This is a genomic window from Paludibacterium paludis, from assembly GCF_018802605.1.
GTDB lineage: Bacteria > Pseudomonadota > Gammaproteobacteria > Burkholderiales > Chromobacteriaceae > Paludibacterium > Paludibacterium paludis.
Window position 1 is genome coordinate 4,005,330 of record NZ_CP069161.1, and the last position, 17,851, is coordinate 4,023,180.

13 protein-coding genes are annotated in these 17,851 nt (G+C 62.3%); 9 read left to right on the forward strand and 4 right to left on the reverse strand.

The genetic code is table 11. The annotated features are described in order from the left end of the window. The first annotated feature begins 309 nt into the window (after positions 1-309). Complete coding sequence (locus JNO50_RS18570; RefSeq protein WP_189531886.1) at positions 310-2,994, forward strand: hypothetical protein; 2,685 nt, start codon at positions 310-312, stop codon at positions 2,992-2,994. Between the two features lie 207 nt (positions 2,995-3,201). Continuing rightward, positions 3,202-4,029 (forward strand): hypothetical protein, encoded by an 828-nt coding sequence (locus JNO50_RS18575; protein ID WP_189531884.1) that lies wholly within the window; start codon positions 3,202-3,204, stop codon positions 4,027-4,029. Positions 4,030-4,053: 24 nt separating this feature from the next. Here the strand turns inward: JNO50_RS18575 and gatB are convergent, their stop codons facing one another. From gatB to gatC, 3 genes are read right to left on the reverse strand one after another with little or no spacing between them, the layout of a single operon-like run. Further along, positions 4,054-5,484 carry an Asp-tRNA(Asn)/Glu-tRNA(Gln) amidotransferase subunit GatB gene (gatB, locus tag JNO50_RS18580; protein WP_189531882.1) on the reverse strand — a complete coding sequence of 477 codons (1,431 nt, stop codon included), beginning with the start codon at positions 5,482-5,484 and terminating at the stop codon, positions 4,054-4,056. Positions 5,485-5,504: 20 nt separating this feature from the next. Further along, the gene (gatA, locus tag JNO50_RS18585) at positions 5,505-6,956 is read right to left on the reverse strand and encodes an Asp-tRNA(Asn)/Glu-tRNA(Gln) amidotransferase subunit GatA (protein ID WP_189531880.1); all 1,452 of its coding nucleotides are present in this window, start codon (positions 6,954-6,956) and stop codon (positions 5,505-5,507) included. 23 nt (positions 6,957-6,979) lie between these two features. Further along, on the reverse strand, positions 6,980-7,267 hold the full coding sequence (gene gatC / locus JNO50_RS18590; protein ID WP_189531878.1) for an Asp-tRNA(Asn)/Glu-tRNA(Gln) amidotransferase subunit GatC: 288 nt from the start codon (positions 7,265-7,267) through the stop codon (positions 6,980-6,982). 218 nt (positions 7,268-7,485) lie between these two features. Here gatC and JNO50_RS18595 point away from each other — a divergent pair, with 218 nt between their 5' ends. From JNO50_RS18595 to JNO50_RS18620, 6 genes are all read left to right on the forward strand, one after another. After that, positions 7,486-8,529 carry a rod shape-determining protein gene (locus tag JNO50_RS18595; protein WP_133682305.1) on the forward strand — a complete coding sequence of 348 codons (1,044 nt, stop codon included), beginning with the start codon at positions 7,486-7,488 and terminating at the stop codon, positions 8,527-8,529. A gap of 43 nt (positions 8,530-8,572) precedes the next feature. After that, the gene (gene mreC, locus JNO50_RS18600) at positions 8,573-9,481 is read left to right on the forward strand and encodes a rod shape-determining protein MreC (RefSeq protein ID WP_189531876.1); all 909 of its coding nucleotides are present in this window, start codon (positions 8,573-8,575) and stop codon (positions 9,479-9,481) included. Further along, positions 9,481-9,981, forward strand: coding sequence for a rod shape-determining protein MreD (gene mreD, locus JNO50_RS18605; protein ID WP_189531874.1), 501 nt, complete (start codon positions 9,481-9,483; stop codon positions 9,979-9,981). Before mreC ends, mreD begins: the two co-directional genes overlap by 1 nt. A gap of 7 nt (positions 9,982-9,988) precedes the next feature. Continuing rightward, on the forward strand, positions 9,989-11,926 hold the full coding sequence (gene mrdA, locus JNO50_RS18610; RefSeq protein WP_189531872.1) for a penicillin-binding protein 2: 1,938 nt from the start codon (positions 9,989-9,991) through the stop codon (positions 11,924-11,926). Further along, the gene (gene rodA, locus JNO50_RS18615) at positions 11,907-13,001 is read left to right on the forward strand and encodes a rod shape-determining protein RodA (protein WP_189531870.1); all 1,095 of its coding nucleotides are present in this window, start codon (positions 11,907-11,909) and stop codon (positions 12,999-13,001) included. Before mrdA ends, rodA begins: the two co-directional genes overlap by 20 nt. Before the next feature lie 92 nt (positions 13,002-13,093). Next, a complete protein-coding gene (locus tag JNO50_RS18620; protein WP_189531868.1) occupies positions 13,094-13,981 on the forward strand; it encodes a sterol desaturase family protein in 888 nt (295 codons plus the stop codon). A 35-nt stretch (positions 13,982-14,016) separates the two neighbouring features. On the opposite strand, the gene JNO50_RS18625 is transcribed toward JNO50_RS18620, so the two are convergent. After that, positions 14,017-16,041, reverse strand: coding sequence for a hypothetical protein (locus JNO50_RS18625; protein WP_215796426.1), 2,025 nt, complete (start codon positions 16,039-16,041; stop codon positions 14,017-14,019). A gap of 483 nt (positions 16,042-16,524) precedes the next feature. On the opposite strand from JNO50_RS18625, the gene JNO50_RS18630 reads away from it, so the two are divergent. After that, positions 16,525-17,850: an amino acid permease gene (locus JNO50_RS18630; protein WP_215796427.1), complete on the forward strand. Its 1,326-nt coding sequence runs from the start codon at positions 16,525-16,527 to the stop codon at positions 17,848-17,850. Position 17,851 lies beyond the last annotated feature (1 nt).

The window sequence follows — 17,851 nt, forward strand, 5'->3', positions numbered from 1 at the left end:
CGCAATAACCTTGTCAAATCAGGGGGTTAAAAACGGGACTAAAAGTGGGATATGAAACGAAATGGTCATCAGATATGCAACAGATCAGCCAGGACAACATCGGAAGGGCATTAATCAGCACTACAACATCAATACGCCGACTACTTTAAACGCAAGTCGAATCCAGAACCCTGACCCGTCATTCTACGCCTGACGCCGGAATCGCGCCATCGCGCCTCGTGCCGCGCCGCCGGATGAGCGATTTTTGAAAGTTGCCGCCCCCCCGTTCCACCTACAGTCGGCGATACGGAAAACAACAGGAAGACAGGCATGCCAACACCCTCCATCGCCGGCTCAATAACCCTTCATCACGCCCCTCCCCACGCTCAAAAACCGCGACCGGGACTCCCGATCAACCATGTCAGGAAAACCTCAGGGCAGCCTACGCGGGGCGGGCAAACCAAGGTCGCCGAGGCTCTCCTTGCCGGCGCGAAAAAAACGTTCCGGGACCAGGTCATTATCCATGAACGCGACGCGGTGGCGCGCGCCTACGAAAACTTCCTCCACAAACTGATCGAGAAGGGCTCGGAGGGCTTGCCGGACGCCGCGTCATGGCTGGCGGCGAACCGTCCGACGGCGTCCGACTATCTTGACGCCCACCGCCCGGTGGCTCCGCTCAGAGGAGGAGGCAGACCACCCGCGGTTCGGGCCATGCCAGAACACCCGGTCATGCAGGCGAGCCCCATGCCGGCAACCACCGCCTCCGGCGCCCTCACGCATGAACAAAAGCCAGCAACGGCGCCCCATCGGACCGGCGCGCTCATCGAGGCCAATAACCTTGCCAGTCGGTTGAACGCGAGCCTGCGGGCTTTGCATGCAGACCAGAAAATTCTTCTCGAAAAATTTCGCGCTCGCCGGGCCAAGCCGCATGACGAAGCGACAAAGCATCGCATCGCGGCGTCCATGGCCCGCCTTCAGCCTCGATACGCACAAGGCACCGTCCAAGCCTCGCAGTCCGACATCGATTGCGAAGAGGGCATGGCGGGCACGCACGCTCCACGCCATCGTCCCTCCCTCTCATCGCGATCAAACACGACCGGCGCTCGAACCGCAGAACCGGCCGGCGGCGCGGCCAACCTCCTCCCCGATCTCCGCTTCGCCGCCATCCTGCGCGAGGCGCTGGATTCTCTGACCGAAAACATGGGCGGAGCAATAACCCTCAGTGAGCTCGATAGCCGTTTTATCGATCTGCGCGGCGAGGCGGCCAAGGCCGCGAGCGGAGCGCTGATCGCGGAACCGGCCGGGCAAGGCGATGAAACCACTCTGGTCACCCTGTTCGACACAGTCATCGACCTGCTGGAAATGCCTCCGGGAGAAGCGCAACGCGAAGCCATCCTGGCCTGTCTGGCAACACTGAACGCCGCGCCGCTCGGAGCACACCCTCCTCGCGCGGTAGCACGGTCGACCCCCTCCCGCTCATTCACCCACGCCCCTGACAAAAGAAACGCCATGTCTATCGGAAACCTGTCTCAGTTGCAAAACGCACTCGGCACCACGACCGGATCGTCAACTTCCTCCCGGTCGGGAAGCCGCCGGCTGACAGGGGTCCGCTCGGCGCCAATGCCCCCGGCCTTCAGTCAACAGAGCGACACCCTGCGCGAGACAGCCATTCCCGGCAACCACGACACACGGACGTCGAGCAGGAAACCCGTCGTCGCCCCCAGAAAACGCAACAAACTCTTGCCGCAACAACCCGGAACAGGAGAACTTCCGTTCCGGATCGCCACCGTTGCGAAAGTCGGCCCGCTGGCGTCTTTCAATGCCCAAATCGGCGAACTGGACACCCGACTCAAGGCCGCCCTTTCCAGGCCGGCCCCCGCGCCACACTCGACACCGGCGTCGTCCTCTCCCGTGCAGGCGCCGCCCCGGGAGTCTCTTGCGCGGGCCCTGAGTGCGCCCGATTTGAGCGAATCGTTCGTTGCGCATGCCGATGCGCAGGAGGCCTTGCGCACCAGGTCCGCAGAGTTCGTCCAGCAGTTTCAGGAGCTTCAATTGACCGCGCAGACTGGCCGCCTGTCCGCCAAGGATGCCTGCCTGACCATCGAAACGACCATCCTGCAATTCTGGCATTTGCATGCGTGGCACGCGCAAAAGCTCCAGTCGCTCGGAGCTGGCACAGCCTCCCTGGACAACGTGTTTTCCCGGGAGCTTCTCGCACTCCTGCAGACCGGCCACGACGTGCTTCACACATTGGGCCACAGTGCCCGCACCACGAGCAGCCGCTGGAAATCGCTGTGGCACGGCGATACCCGGCAGAAGAAACTCGACAAGACACGCGCCGTGCTCGACCGCCATGCGGCACGTCTTTTAACCGATGAGCGCAAGAACTATGATTTTGGCAAAACCCAGCCGGGATACCGGACAGCCGATTACATCAAGTGGCTCGCGGCGCGAGGAAAAGATCGGATCAGTGCGTTGCCGGTCAACGACATCGCACACGCGGACACGCTGATCAGGACGCTGCATGAGCAACTGCGCCCCCTGGCCGCGGCGTGGCACTATGCGCGGAAAGAATCCCGCGCGTCGATCGATCACGCCATGCTGCAGCTGGCCAAGGCGGCAGAGCGGCGCCTTGACGGTTTGACACCGCGCCGCGCCCTTGCCCGCAAAAACTTCGACCAGCATCTTGCCCAGCTGAAACGGCGTGCGCACCGGGCGGCTCCGGGCGTGCTGAGAGCCGCATTGCGCGAACAGGCGAGTCCGACGGGCAAGGACGCGACCGCGGGCTACCGGAAAACCCTTGCCGACCACATCGAGACCCGGCTGAACGTGGAGCCGAACCTCACGGTCCGGACGTTTGAACGCCTGCGGCGGCAAGTCGAGGAGTTGCTCGTGGCCTGCGACATGCTCGACGGCTTACCGGCGGCAGAAACCACTCGCGTGGAAAACGGATATTACGAAAGCGTCGCAGAAGACATCAGAAAGAAAGTCGACGCGCTGGCCGCGCCCCGCTGACTCGGCGCGGCATTCGGCCCCATCAAGACAAAAACACCCAAACCGGTTCCGGCCTTCCGCCGGAGCCGGTTTTTCATGCCGGCGGAGATCGATACACAACCTTGCAAGAAATGGCGAAGCCCGCCGCGGTGAGCGGTTCTCGCAAGTCGCGCCGGGAATCCGGGCGTAGATTCATGGCGTTACTTCATTGCGACAGGAACTCGCGACATGTTCATCCATCCATTAAGCCTCATATTCCGGGCATCCCGCAACACATCGCATAATAAAAGATGCCAATTTTTCGCCACCCGGCTGAACGGGGCAACTTCCACTGCGCAAACGCCGCAAACTGTCGGCGGCCAAACTTCGTCCCGCGGGAAGCTGACTCCGGAGCAAATTCAGCGACTCTACCCCGATGCCCAAAACATCATCACCCGTAGCTCCACACCGACGTCCCCCTGCCTGCCGGATACGATCGTAACCGATCACAACGCCTCATCAGGAAAAAAGCCCCCCCTGCCCGGCGCGGTTGATGTACTCAATTTTCGAATGACGCCCCCCAAGACCCCGTCTTCAGCTCAGGACAACATCCCTGGCGCCGCCCTTGCGCTGCCGTCGTTGCCGGCGAAAACTTCTACCGCTCCGGTGAACAACACATTGAGCGACGCACAAACCGTTCAGAATCAGCTCATCAACTTCAGCAACGCGGCGGATTCACTTTTGCACAGCTATCGGGAAAACGGGGGAAAACGGTTTGGCTCGGGCCGGGTTGCCGCGCTTTACTACGAAAACCAGCTGCTGATCAAGGCGCTCGCCCTTTCCGCCACCCGGCAAGAGTGCGTCCGGCAAAACACCGCCGAGACGCTTCGGCACGCCGAACGCATCGACCGGGCCTTCGACTCCGCAGCCCGGAAACTGGTGGAACACGAAAAGCCGCGCGGACTCCTGGCCAACCTGAACCGTGTCTTTACCGGCAAAAAGGCCGGGCAGGCTCGCATCGAAAAACGACTCAAAGCTCTGCACGGCCTTTTTTTGGCGGGTAAGACCCATCCCTGACAGGAAAGGTCCGCCTGGCCAGACTCAGGCGCCCAGTTTTTTCTTCAGCACTTCCTGGGCCTGGGCCGGGTTGGCCTTGCCCTTCGACGCCTTCATCACTTGACCCACCAGGGCGTTGAGGGCTTTTTCCTTGCCGGCGCGGAACTCTTCGACCGACTTGGGATTGGCCGCGATGACATCGTCGACGATCGCCTCGATGGCGCCGCTGTCGGTGATCTGGCGCAGTCCGCGCGCATCGATGATCGCATCGGCGCTGTCATTCCCGCCCCACATCGCCTCGAACACCTCCTTGGCGATCTTGCTGGAAATCGTGTTGTCGACGATACGCGCGATCAGCCCGGCAAGACGCTCGGGATCGATCGGACTTTGGGCGATGGAAAGGCCTTCGCGATTGAGGGATGCGGCGAGTTCGCCGTTCACCCAGTTGGCCGCAAGCTTGCCCTGGCCGGCAAGACGCGCCAGGGTCTCGAAGTAGGTGGCGGTATCGCGGTTTGCCGTCAACAGATCGGCGTCATAGGCCGAAACACCGAAGGAGGCGACGAAGCGGGCCTTCATCGCGGACGGCAGCTCGGGCATATCGGCTTTCACCGCATCGATCTCGCTTTCGGGGATAACCACCGGCAGCAGGTCCGGATCCGGGAAATAGCGGTAGTCGTGCGCGTCTTCCTTGGATCGCATCGAACGCGTCTCGCCGCGGTCCGGATCATAAAGACGGGTCTCCTGCACGACGCGGCCGCCGTCTTCGATCAGTTCGATCTGGCGCTCCACCTCGTACTTGATCGCGGCCTCAAGGAAGCGGAACGAGTTGAGGTTCTTGATCTCGCAACGCGTGCCGAACGCTTCCTGCCCCATCGGGCGGACCGATACGTTGGCGTCGACGCGGAAGGAGCCTTCCTGCATGTTGCCGTCGCAAATGCCCAGCCATGTCACCAGCGTGTGCAAGGCGCGCGCATAGGCGACCGCTTCCTCGGCGGAACGCATGTCGGGTTCGGAGACCACCTCCAGGAGCGGCGTGCCGGCACGGTTCAGGTCGATACCGCTCGCGCCGTGGAAGTCCTCGTGCAGCGACTTGCCGGCATCCTCTTCCAGATGCGCGCGGGTGACGCGGATGACTTTTTCTTCATCGCCGACCTGGATCGCCAGTTCGCCCGGCCCGACGATGGGCAGATCCATCTGGCTGATCTGGTAGCCCTTGGGCAGATCGGGATAGAAGTAATTCTTGCGCGCGAAAACGTTCTTGCGGTTGATCTTCGCGTTCAGGGCGAGTCCAAGGCGGATGGCTTTCTCCACCGCGCCGCGGTTGAGCACCGGCAGCACGCCGGGGAAGGCCAGTTCGACCACCGAGGCCTGGGTGTTCGGTTCGGCGCCGAAAGCGGTCGACGACCCGGAAAAAATCTTGGAGGCGGTCGAAAGCTGCACATGCACTTCCAGACCGATTACTACTTCCCATTTCATGGCGTCATCTTCCTAATCGTTTACAGTGCCGGCGCGCGCAGGTGCCAGTCGGTGACTTGCTGGAAGCGGTGCGCCACATTGAGCATCTTCGCCTCACCGAAATAATTGCCGATGATCTGCAGCCCGACCGGACGGCCCTTGCCATCGAAGCCCGCCGGCACGCTCATGCCCGGCAGACCGGCGAGGTTGACCGACAGCGTGTAGATATCGGACAGGTACATCTGCACCGGATCATCGCTCATCTGGCCCAAGTCGAACGCCGCGGTCGGCGCCACCGGCCCGAGGATCACATCGCACTGCGCGAAGGCCGCCTTGAAGTCGTTGGCGACAAGCCGGCGGATTTTCTGGGCCTTCAGGTAGTACGCATCGTAATAGCCGTGGGACAGCACATAGGTCCCGACCATGATGCGGCGCTTGACCTCGGCGCCGAATCCTTCGGCGCGCGTCTTCTCGTACATATCGACAAGATCCGAGTATTCGGCGGCGCGGTGACCGTAGCGCACCCCGTCGAAACGGCTCAGGTTGGACGACGCCTCGGCCGGCGCGATCACATAGTAGGCCGGGATCGACAGCTCGGTGTTGGGCAGCGAAATATCCACGACCACGGCGCCCAGCTTGCGCAGTTCGGCGACCGCCTCGTCGACGACGCGCGCCACATCGGCCGACAGGCCGTCGGCGAAGTATTCACGCGGCAATCCGACACGCAGCCCGTCCAGAGGCTTCTCCAGATCGCGGGTGTAATCCTCCGTCTCGCGCTCGAGACTGGTGGAATCCCGGGGGTCGAAACCCGCCATGACGTTCAGCATCAGCGCGCAGTCTTCGGCCGTCTGGGCCATCACGCCGCCCTGATCGAGCGAGGAGGCGAACGCCACCATGCCGAAACGGCTCACCGTGCCGTAGGTCGGCTTGATGCCGGTGATGCCGCAATGCGAGGACGGCTGGCGGATCGAACCGCCGGTATCGGTGGCCGTGGCGACCGGCGCCATGCGCGCCGCGACCGCCGCGGCGGAACCGCCCGAGGAACCGCCGGGGATGGCGCGGATATCCCAGGGATTTTTCACCGGGCCGTACCAGGAGTTCTCGTTGGACGAACCCATGGCGAACTCATCCATATTGGCGCGTCCGAGCGTCACGAGACCGGCGGCGCGGCAGCGCTCCACCACGGTCGCGTCGTACGGGGACACGAAATTGTCCAGCATGCGCGAACCGCAGGAGCTCTTCCAGCCCTGCTGACAGAAGATGTCCTTGTGGATCAGCGGCACACCGGCGAGCGCGCCGGCGGCGTTGCGCGCGCGCAGCTCGTCGGCGGCGCGGGCTTCGGCGAGCGTGCGTTCGCGGTCGACGCTGATCAGCGCGTTCAGTGCCGGGTTTAGCGCCTCGATGCGATCCAGATACAGTCCGGCCAGCTCCAGGGCGGACACGCGTCCGGCGGCGAGTTCCGCGGACAGCGTCTTGAGAGTTGCATTAATCATTTTTTCGTATTTCCCGCGCACACTTACTCGATAACCTTGGGAACGAGGAAGAGCCCCGCCTCTACCTGCGGCGCCACCGCCTGGAACGCTTCGCGCCGGTTCGTTTCGGTCACCACGTCGTCGCGCAGGCGCAGCGCGGTTTCCTGCGGATGGGCCATGGGCTCGATACCGTCCGTATTGACAGCCTGCATCTTCTCGATCAGACCGAAAATGGTGTTCAGCTGAGCGCCGACCGACTCGATTTCGTCGTCAGTCACGGCGATGCGGGCCAGTTTGGCAATCCGCGCGACATCCTGATGCGTCAATGACATGGTGTCCTCGTCAAAACCTTTAATATTTCAAGTTTTATAGGGTATCATAGCCAGTTTGATTCTCCCAAGATTCACGTCGCACAACGACGCCCACGGAACGGCCCCGCCAAGCGAGGGCTCGATCTTCCGGCGCCGGGGTGGTAAATAATGCTACGGGGTTTGCGGGCCCACTTTCATGCCCAGCGCCTACATAATGGAAACTGAACCAGGATCGCCCAATGTTTCGTTCGCTGACCGGATACTTCTCCAACGACCTCGCCATTGACCTTGGCACCGCAAACACGCTCATCTACATGCGCGGCAAAGGCATTGTGCTGGATGAACCCTCCGTCGTGGCCATTCACAACGACGCCCCGACCAACAAGAAATCCATTCTGGCCGTCGGTCTGGAAGCCAAGAAGATGCTGGGCCGCACGCCCGGCTCGATCCAGGCCATCCGCCCGATGAAGGACGGCGTGATCGCCGACTTCACCGTGACAGAGCAGATGCTCAAGCAATTCATCAAGAAGGTCACCCCGAGCCGCTTCTTCTCGGCGAGCCCGCGCATCGTGATCTGCGTGCCCTGCGGCTCGACCCAGGTCGAACGCCGCGCGATCAAGGATTCGGCACTGGCTGCCGGCGCCCGCCGCGTGGAACTGATCGAAGAGCCGATGGCCGCCGCGATCGGCGCCGGCCTGCCGGTCGAGGAGCCGACCGGCTCCATGGTGGTCGACATCGGCGGCGGCACCACCGAAGTCGGCGTGATCTCCCTTGGCGGCGTGGTCTACTCCAACTCGGTGCGGGTCGGCGGCGACAAGTTCGACGAAGCGATCATCAATTACATCCGGCGCAACTACGGCATGCTGATCGGCGAAACCACCGCCGAAGAAATCAAGAAGACCATCGGTTCGGCCTTCCCGGGCGCCGAAGTGCGCGAGATGGAAGTCAAGGGCCGCAATCTGGCCGAAGGGATTCCGCGTTCCTTCACGGTCTCCTCGAACGAGATTCTCGAGGCCCTCACCGAGCCGCTCAACCAGATCGTCTCGGCCGTGAAGATCGCGCTCGAGCAGACCCCGCCCGAACTGGGCGCGGACATCGCCGAGAAGGGCATGGTCCTCACCGGCGGCGGCGCGCTGCTCAAGGACATCGACCGCCTGCTCGCCGAAGAAACCGGTCTGCCGGTGTTCGTCGGCGAAGAACCGCTGACCTGCGTGGTGCGCGGCTCCGGCAAGGCGCTCGAGAAAATGGACAAGATCGGCACCATTTTCACCAACGTTCCCTAAACCGACTCTGATGCCCGCCCCGCAAGGGGCGGTGGTGTTTCAAATGGACTTTGCCAACAATCCCAGCTTCATCAGGCAGGGTCCGAGCCCTGCCGCACGACTGGCGCTGTGCGCCGCGCTGTCGGTGACACTGCTGATCAGCGACAGCCAGTTCGGGCTCATGGAACAGGTGCGCCAAGGCTTGTCCGTGGCGTTCTACCCGCTGCAACGGGCCGTCAACATGCCTGTCACCGCCGCACGCGCCGTCAGCGACTTCTTCACGACGCAAGCGAGCCTGCAGGCGGACAACAACGCCCTGCGCAACAGGCACCTGGCGATGGCGGCCCGGCTGCAACGGCTCGAAACCCTCGAGCACGACTATGAAACGCTGCGCCAGCTCAACCATCTGAAATCCGCGCGCCGCGACGCCGGAGAACTGGCCGAGGTACTGTATACCGGTCGCGATCCCTTTTCCTATAAGATCATCATCGACAAGGGCGAGGACGCCAAACTGCGGCCGGGCCAGCCGGTGGTCGACGAGCAGGGACTGATCGGCCAGGTCACCCGGGTTCAGCCGCTGACGGCGGAAGTCACGCTGGTGGTCGACAAGACGCTGATGATTCCCGTCATGCTGCAACGGACCGGCGCGCGCGCCATCCTGTACGGTTATGGCGGCGGAGTGGACGTGCGATACCTGCCGGTACATGCCGATGTGCAGTCGGGGGACCTGTTCGTCACCTCAGGCATCGACGGACTCTATCCGGAAGGGATCCCCGTGGCCAGGATCAGCCGGGTCGACCGCAATGGCGACACGGCGTTCATCCGCCTCGCGGCGGTCCCGGTGGCCGGCGTGCAGCGGGGACGCTACGTAATGGTGCTCGACGAGAAGGCGCATGTTCCCGCCCGCCCGGCCGAACCACCGCCTCCCGCGCCCAAAGCCAAGAAGAAATCCGCCGAAGACGAGGATAATTGATGTCGTTCGACCGCCCGAAAGAAATTCTCAAGCCGGTGAAGCGCCGCATCATCTTCCTGAGTTTCGCTCTCGCGATCCTGTTCGAGCTGTTGCCGCTGCCGCAGGAAGCCCAGGCGTGGCTGCCCGATTTCACCGGTCTGCTCGTGCTGTACTGGGTGATCAACCAGCCTCGGCGTGTCGGCATCGGCACCTCCTTCTCGGTGGGCATCCTCGCCGACATCGCCAGCGCGGGCCTGTTCGGCCAGCACGCCCTCGCCTATTCGGTGACGAGTTTTCTTGCCCTCTTGCGCCAGCGCCAGCTTGTCATGTTCAACCTCGGCCAGCAGGCGCTGAGCGTGCTCGGGCTGATGCTGATCAACCAGTTCATCATGGTCGTGGCGCGCATGCTGACCGGCTCGGCCTTCGCCGGATGGTCGTACTTCCTCCCCCCGTTGACCGGAGCGCTGCTGTGGCCGCTGATCACCAAGCTGTTGCTGCTGCCCTACCGCAACATGGACTGAATCGCCGATGCATCGCCCCCAGCTGAAGAATCTCCAGGCGGAGGAAAGCCAGTTCCAGCTGCGCCTCCTGGCCGCCTACATGTTCATGGTGCTGATGTTCATCGTGCTGATCGCACGGTTCGTCTGGTTGCAGGTTTTCCAGCACGAGCACTACAGCACCCTGGCGCAAAGCAACCGCATCTCGCTGGTTCCCATCCTCCCGAACCGGGGATTGATCGTCGACCGCAACGGGGTGGTGCTGGCCCAGAACTACTCGGCCTACACCCTGGAACTGACCCCCAGCAAGATCGACAACCTGGAAAAGACCATCACCGAGCTTTCCGCTTTGGTCGACATCGCGCCCCGGGATCTGAAACGGTTCCGCAAGCTTCTTGACGAGTCCAAGGGCTTCGAAGCGATACCGCTGAAGGTCAAGCTCACCGACGAGGAAGCCGCCCGCGTCGCCGCCAACGGCTGGCGCTATCCGGGCGTCGAAGTGAAGGCGCGGCTGTTCCGCGACTATCCGTACAAGGAAATGACCAGCCACGTGCTCGGTTACATCGGCCGTATCAACCAGCAGGACAAGGACCGGCTGGAGGACGAGGAAAAGACCACCAATTACCGCGGCACGACCTATATCGGCAAAACCGGTCTCGAGGCGGTCTATGAGGACGACCTGCATGGCTCGGTCGGCTTCGAGGAAATGGAAACCGACTCGGGAGGCCGCGCCATCCGCTCGCTCAAGCGCACCCCTCCGGTCAACGGCAACACCCTGAAACTGGCGCTCGACATCCGGCTTCAGGAAATGGCCGACAAACTGTTCGGCGAACGGCGCGGAGCCCTGGTCGCGATCGACCCTTCGACCGGTGGCGTGCTGGCCTTTCTCTCCAAACCGGGCTTCGATCCGAGCCTGTTCATCGACGGCATCGACAACCAGACCTGGGCGGGGCTCAACGGCGACTGGCAAAAACCGCTGGTCAACCGCGCCTTGCGCGGCGTCTACCCACCCGGCTCCACGTTCAAGCCCTTCATCTCGATGGCCGCGCTCGAAAGCGGCGTGATCGGCAAAACCGATATCCGTCCCGCGCCTGGCTCATTCTACCTGCCGGGCAGCTCGCATGAATTCCGGGACAGCAAGAAAGCCGGTAACGGCATGGTCAACCTGTCTCGCGCCATCACCGTTTCGAGCGACACCTTCTTCTATCGGCTGGCCTGGGAGATGGGCATCGACCGGATCCACCCCGTTGTCGGCCAGTTCGGCCTCGGCAGCCGCACCGGCATCGACCTGGACGGCGAGGCGACCGGAGTCTTGCCCAGCAAGCAGTGGAAAGCAAAACGCTTTGCCAAATGGGGCGCCCAGGCCGGCAAGTGGCTGCCCGGCGATGTGGTGAGCATCGGCATCGGACAGGGCTACAACGCCTACACGCCGCTGCAGATGGCCAATGCGACGGCGATCATGGCCAACGAGGGTGTGGTGTTCAAACCCCACCTGGTGCAAGAGATTGTCGACACGCACACCGGCAAGACCCGGCGTGTCGAAGCCCAGCCGCAGCGGGTTCTGCCATTCGCCAAGGACAATTTCGCCTACATCAAGCAAGGTATGGCCGGCGTGCTGGCTCCCGGCGGCACGGCCGCGCGTATTGGCGCCGGGCTGTCCTACTCCATGGCGGGCAAGACCGGCACGGCGCAGGTGGTCAGCATCGCGCAGGGACAGAAATACAACGCGGCCGCGCTCGCCGAACAAAAACGCGACCACTCGTGGTTCATCGCCTTCGCGCCGGTCGACAAACCGCGCATCGCCGTCGCCGTGATCGTCGAGAATGCCGGCTGGGGCGCGGCAACCGCCGGCCCCATCGCGCGCGCCCTGTTCGACTTTTATCTGACCGGCAAAGTGCCGGGCGACATGGGCCAGTTCAAAACCATACCGCAGGAGGCACCGTCGACCGATGCAGCCCCACCTGATTAAACGCATCTGGCTCGTCATCAGAGAGCCGCTGGACGCATGGCTGATGCTGTTTCTCGGCCTGGTGTTCCTGCTCAGCCTGCTGGTGCTCTATTCGGCCTCCAACCAGAGCTTCTACAAGATCGACAACAAGTTGATCTACACCTTTCTGTCGCTGGTGATCATGTGGCTTCTGGCGCGGGCCCGGCCGCAGGTGGTGATGAATTTCGCGCCGCCGATCTATCTGTTCGGCCTGATTCTGCTGCTGCTGGTGCACTTCAAGGGCATTACCGTCAATGGTTCGACACGCTGGCTGTCCATCGGCGTGACCCGGATCCAGCCGTCGGAAATCATGAAGATCGCCCTGCCCATGATGCTGGCCTGGTACTTCCAGAAATTCGAACTGTCCATCCGCTGGTGGCACTACGGTGTGGGCGCCCTGCTGATGATCATCCCCGGAGCGCTGGTGCTCAAACAGCCCGATCTGGGCACCGCGACACTGATCATGGCGGCGGGATTCTTCGTGCTGTTCTTCGCCGGCCTGTCCTGGAAAATCATCATCGGCGGCATCGTGGCCGGGGCCGCCGCGCTGCCCATCGTCTGGCCGCTGCTGCACGACTACCAGCGTAAACGGGTGCTGACCCTGATCGACCCGATGACCGATCCGCTGGGGGCCGGCTACCACATCATCCAGTCGATGATCGCCATCGGCTCGGGCGGACCGTTCGGCAAAGGCTGGCTCAAGGGGACGCAGACTCATCTGGACTACATTCCCGAACGGACCACCGACTTCATTTTCGCGGTCTACTCCGAAGAGTTCGGCATGATCGGGAATATCCTGCTTGTCGTTCTCTACCTGCTGATCATCAGCCGCGGACTGATGATCACCGCGCGCGCGCCGACTCTGTACGGACGCCTGATGGCCGGATCCATCACCCTGTCGTTCTTTGTCTACGCGTTCGTCAACATGGGTATGGTATCGGGAATTCTTCCGGTCGTCGGCGTGCCCCTTCCTTTCGTTTCCTATGGCGGCACGGCAACGGTCACCCTGTTCGTGGGCATGGGAATGCTGATGGGTATCGCAAACCAGAGAAAATAACTTAACCTCATTGCCAACCATCAATCCCGTCATTAGGATAAATACTCAACCATAAGGCCACCGCATGACGGCTGGCCACGAGGAGAGTAGAGATGGGCTTTGACGTGGAACTCCTGCTGCTGGCCCTCGGGCCCGTTTTCGTGCTGTTCATCGGCGCCGAAGCGCTGTATTACCGCAAGCACGGCATACTCGGCCAGCGCTTCTGCCTTCGCGACAGCCTGTGCAATCTGGCGCTGGCGCTGTTGCACCAGGGCGCCGACAAGATCGCCTGGCTTCTGGTATTGCCGCTCTATCAGGCGGTGTACCAGCACCGGCTTTTCACTTTCGATGCCTCCTGGGGGAGTTTTCTGGTGCTGTTCCTCGCCCAGGATTTTCTCTACTACTGGTTCCACCGGGCCAGCCACCGCGTGCGCTGGCTGTGGGCGGCGCACAGCGTGCACCACAGCTCGCGACTGATGAATTTTTCCACCGCGTTCCGCCAGAGCCTGATGTATCCGGTGGCCGGCATGTGGGCATTCTGGCTTCCGATCGCCTGGCTCGGCTTCCCGCCCGGCCAGGTCGTCGCCATCGTGCTGCTCAATCTCGCCTACCAGTTCTTCGTGCATACCCAGGCCATTCCCAAGCTCGGCGTCCTGGAATGGGTACTCAACACGCCGTCGATCCATCGCAGCCACCACGCGAAAAATCCTCGCTACATCGATCACAATTACGCGGGGGTGCTGGTGATCTGGGACCGGATGTTCGGAACCTACGTAGAGGAGACCGCGGACGACCCTTGTGATTACGGCACGGTCAAACCGGTCAACAGCTTCAATCCATTCTGGGTCAGCCTCGTCGAATGGCGCGATATGCTGGTCCATGCCTGGCGGGCGCCAACGCTCAAAGGCAAGCTGATCCAGCTGTTCGCCCCCCCGGAGAGGGCGGAGAGGGACACCCTCCCCGACCTCCGGGATCCGGATACCGCGCCCGATCCCCGTTGACCAACGCACACGAGGGGGAGATTCACGCTGCGGCGCTATTTCCTGTGCTCGTCATGCACCGGCGGCCGATTTGGCGAGGGCGTTCCCGTTTGGTCACGCCGGTCCTGCTCCCGCCAACGGCGGCGTCGCGCTTCATCCCACTCCACCACCTGCCTGTACAACGGCCAGACATGGGAATTGTGCAGAAACCCGGACGTCTCGACCGGCGGCGCGCTGAAGTCCGCCCGGGAAACAAATGTCCCGAACAGCGCCGCGAACGACGGCAAGTTGTAACCGGGGGGCACCATCGACTCGATTTGGTTACGCAGCGATCTGACCGCGCCGATATCGTCCAGCGTCACATTGCTCCTTAGCATGCGCAAAGCCGGAAACACCCCCGGATCCAGCACTGCCAGCTGACTGCGCGACGTTCCCGCATGCTCGCGGAAATAGCGCTCAAGCCAGTCTAGATCGTCGTAAACCCGCGGCATCATGATTTGCTCTACTTCCAAAACGGTGGTTTGCAAATGATCGCGCACGGCGATGTATGCCTCCGCCGGATCGCTGTCGGACACGGAGAGGGTGGCCAGGCGCGCGCGCAATTGCTCCGCGGCGGCGCTGACGGTACGGATCGGCGGCATATGTGACTGCTCGGCGCGGAGCAAGCCCATTTGCAATTGCCGGCGCAATGCATGAATGGAGCGGATCAGCTCGACGGCACCGTCAGGTCCCAAGCGCCGGACCAGGCCGCGCACGTTTTCATTTCTCTTCAGTCTGGCCAGATTGGGAGCCTGCATCCACGGGATCTGATCCAGATTCATCGCCGCCAGCGCATCGGTGAGGAAGCGGGCCACCGTTTCGTTCTCGGTGCGAGGATTGGACTGAACGAGTCCTTCCAGGGTCTGCTCAAGGCGCCCGATCATGCGCGAAACCTCCGCGGCATCCAGTGAGGCCGGACCGCCCGCCAGCGATTGCATCGCGAAATTAAACCGGGGGACTTCGGGAATGGCTTCCGGGCCGGTATGGAAGATATTGCGCAGCGTATAGATTTCCGACCCGCGCAGCATCAGATACCCGACAACCCGGGCCAGCGTCCCCGCATCGCGTTCGGAAATCCGGGAAACGTTACCCGTTAGCCGGCTAAACACTTGCCGCATGTAGGTGGTTTGTTCGGGAAACTGGTTGGCGTAGTCACTACCGAGGGTCAGCATGCCAGACAAATTCCGGTACGCACGGGCATTCGCCGATGCGGGCCGACCGCCGCTATCCTGTGCCGCCACCAGTTTCTGCAATTGTGTGCGCACCTGCTGCAGACTGTCCGGAGCGAAACCACGCCGCATGATGTGCAGCAATTCAAGGTAGGCCTCCGAGCCGGCCTGCGTGTCCACAAGGTAACGGGGCGCAAGTTGCTGTCGATGGAACTGGAGGATCCGCTCGAGAAGTGTGTTGATTTCAACCAGCACCGGCCCCTGCGCACGCAGCAGTTCATCGAACTCCAACGTGGAGGAAGCCCGCGTCCGCAGGATTTCCAGACGCTCGGCCCACTGCCGCAGAGCCATACGGACTGGCAAGGAAGCATTCCCGTCATAAGGGGTCAGCATCATCGCGATCAGATAGCTCTGCTGAAGCGCCATCCGGAATGCCACAAGCGCCGGGCTGTCCGCGGCATCCTGGGCGAGGCGGCGCGGGCAAACGTAGCGAAACGGCTCCTGGCCATCCCCTCCGGCCGCCGCCCCGTCCCCCTTCCCGGAGTTTCCTGCCGGGGGAGAGCCGCCGGCGCCGCCGGTCCCGCGGTTTCCGTTGTCGGTCTGGCCGGGAGTCCCGCCCCGGCTTTCACCCCGAATGCAGTTTCCCGCCTGTTTGAGCAGACTGTTCCATTGCGTGGCATTCGGGTCTTCTTTGCCGTTGGCGATTCGGCCATTCACCGGCTCGAACCGGTAGGTATAGATACCGGGCCCGGAATGGTCGGAAGGCCGCATCAGGATCAGGTTTTCAAAGGTTTCGAGCAACCCGTGCCATGAAAACGCGCGCTTGACCTTGATGGGAGGAAGTTCATTTTGGTTCGCTTCGGCCGGTGCCACAGGGAAACTGCATAAAATGGACAGTGCACCGATGGCCAGCGCCTTTCGCTGACGATTCGAGGATAGTCTCAAGGATACCCCTCCATAACGTAAACGCCGTGAAAATTGGCACGAGTCACGGGTCATGCGCCGGATTCACACCATGCGGACGACCCGGCAGGCGGGTCCACGCCATGATCGGTCCCGGATACCGTGCGCGTCAGCTTCACGGTGCCGTTACATGGAGAAGGAAATATCCTGAAATCCGCAAGGAACGGTAAGAGGACGTGTGTGAACCGGGGAAAAGAAGGAGGTCAATGGATTCGGCCCGGAACCCACCAACGGTCGGCCGGGTAAGAAACGGGTGAATGACAGGGCCACAGAACAAGCATTTATCATTAAAAATACCTATTAATTATAATGACAATCCTGTGTGCACCTTATCTCCAGTGCTGCGTTTAGTTCGGATTCGCTTTCAGAACTGCAACGTTCCCCGGAGATACCATGAAAAGAAAAATGGGATTCTGGATGTGCTCCGCGCTGGTCATCGGCAACATGATCGGCTCGGGCATTTTTCTTCTGCCCTCCTCACTGGCCCCGTTCGGCATCCATAGCCTGTGGGGCTGGGCCCTGGCGACCGCCGGGTCGGTCTGCCTGGCGATGATGTTCGCGTTCCTGGTGCGCGCCGAGCCCGCCGCCGGTGGTCCTTACGCCTACACCCGCCGCGCCTACGGCGATTTCGCCGCCTACCTGTGCGCGTGGTGTTACTGGAAGGCGGCCTGGATCGGCAACGCGGCGGTGGCCGTCACGCTGGTGGGCTACCTCAAGGTTTTCGTGCCGGCGCTCGCCAATCCGGTGGCCGGCTGCCTCGCGGGGGTAGGGTTCATCTGGTTCTTCACCCTGGTCAATCTGATGGGCACCCGCACCGCCGGCGCCTTCGGACTGATCATGACGCTGCTCAAGCTCGTGCCGCTCGTACTGGTTGGCGTTGCCGGCCTGCTGCATTTCGATGCAGCCAACATGCAGGCCGCCAGCGCCCAACCAGCGGGGGCAATGTCCCTCGCCAACATGGTATTCCAGGTGGCGGCGCTGACCATGTGGTCGTTTGTCGGTCTGGAGTCCGCCACGGTTCCCGCCGAGGATGTCGTCTCCCCGGAAAAAACCATACCGCGCGCGACCGTGTTCGGCACCATCTTCACGGCGGTGATCTATATCGTCTCGGTCACGGCCATTCAGGGCATGATTCCGGCCGCAGATCTCGCCAAATCCAGCGCGCCGTTCGCCGACGCGGCGGGCATACTGTTCGGCAAGACCGGTTATCTTCTGGTGGCGGCAGGCGCCGTGGTGGCCTGCATGGGCACACTCAACGGCTGGGCGCTGCTGCAAGGACAGATTCCGATGGCAGCGGCCCGCGACGGCCTGTTTCCCCATTCGCTGGCACGCCTTAACCGCCATGGGGTCCCGGCCAACGGACTGATCGCATCAAGCGTGCTGGTCACCCTGCTGATGGCCATGGATTTCAACGACAACCTGGTTGGCATGTTCAACATCGTCGCGCTGCTGGGCACATTGACCGCGCTGATCCCTTACGGGTTTTGCGCCGCGGCCCAATTGCAGATCCTGGTGGATGAAGAAACGCCGGTCAGCGCCCGTGAAGCAAAACGCGCCTCCGCGACCGCCGTCCTGGCGTTCCTGTTCACGTTGGGCGCCATTTACGGCGCCGGACGCGATGCCGCGTTCTGGACGTTCCTTGTGCTGATGGCGGGCATACCGATGTATACCTGGCGGCAATGGCGCAACCGTGTGGAGGCGCGCCTCGCCGCGGGGTGAC

Excerpts from the sequence above, each read along its gene's own strand:
- JNO50_RS18570 (WP_189531886.1), top strand. The coding sequence starts at position 310 with ATGCCAACACCCTCCATCGCCGGCTCAATAACCCTTCATCACGCCCCT.
- JNO50_RS18575 (WP_189531884.1), top strand. The coding sequence starts at position 3,202 with ATGTTCATCCATCCATTAAGCCTCATATTCCGGGCATCCCGCAACACA.
- gatB (WP_189531882.1), bottom strand. The coding sequence starts at position 5,484 with ATGAAATGGGAAGTAGTAATCGGTCTGGAAGTGCATGTGCAGCTTTCG.
- gatA (WP_189531880.1), bottom strand. The coding sequence starts at position 6,956 with ATGATTAATGCAACTCTCAAGACGCTGTCCGCGGAACTCGCCGCCGGA.
- gatC (WP_189531878.1), bottom strand. The coding sequence starts at position 7,267 with ATGTCATTGACGCATCAGGATGTCGCGCGGATTGCCAAACTGGCCCGC.
- JNO50_RS18595 (WP_133682305.1), top strand. The coding sequence starts at position 7,486 with ATGTTTCGTTCGCTGACCGGATACTTCTCCAACGACCTCGCCATTGAC.
- mreC (WP_189531876.1), top strand. The coding sequence starts at position 8,573 with ATGGACTTTGCCAACAATCCCAGCTTCATCAGGCAGGGTCCGAGCCCT.
- mreD (WP_189531874.1), top strand. The coding sequence starts at position 9,481 with ATGTCGTTCGACCGCCCGAAAGAAATTCTCAAGCCGGTGAAGCGCCGC.
- mrdA (WP_189531872.1), top strand. The coding sequence starts at position 9,989 with ATGCATCGCCCCCAGCTGAAGAATCTCCAGGCGGAGGAAAGCCAGTTC.
- rodA (WP_189531870.1), top strand. The coding sequence starts at position 11,907 with ATGCAGCCCCACCTGATTAAACGCATCTGGCTCGTCATCAGAGAGCCG.
- JNO50_RS18620 (WP_189531868.1), top strand. The coding sequence starts at position 13,094 with ATGGGCTTTGACGTGGAACTCCTGCTGCTGGCCCTCGGGCCCGTTTTC.
- JNO50_RS18630 (WP_215796427.1), top strand. The coding sequence starts at position 16,525 with ATGAAAAGAAAAATGGGATTCTGGATGTGCTCCGCGCTGGTCATCGGC.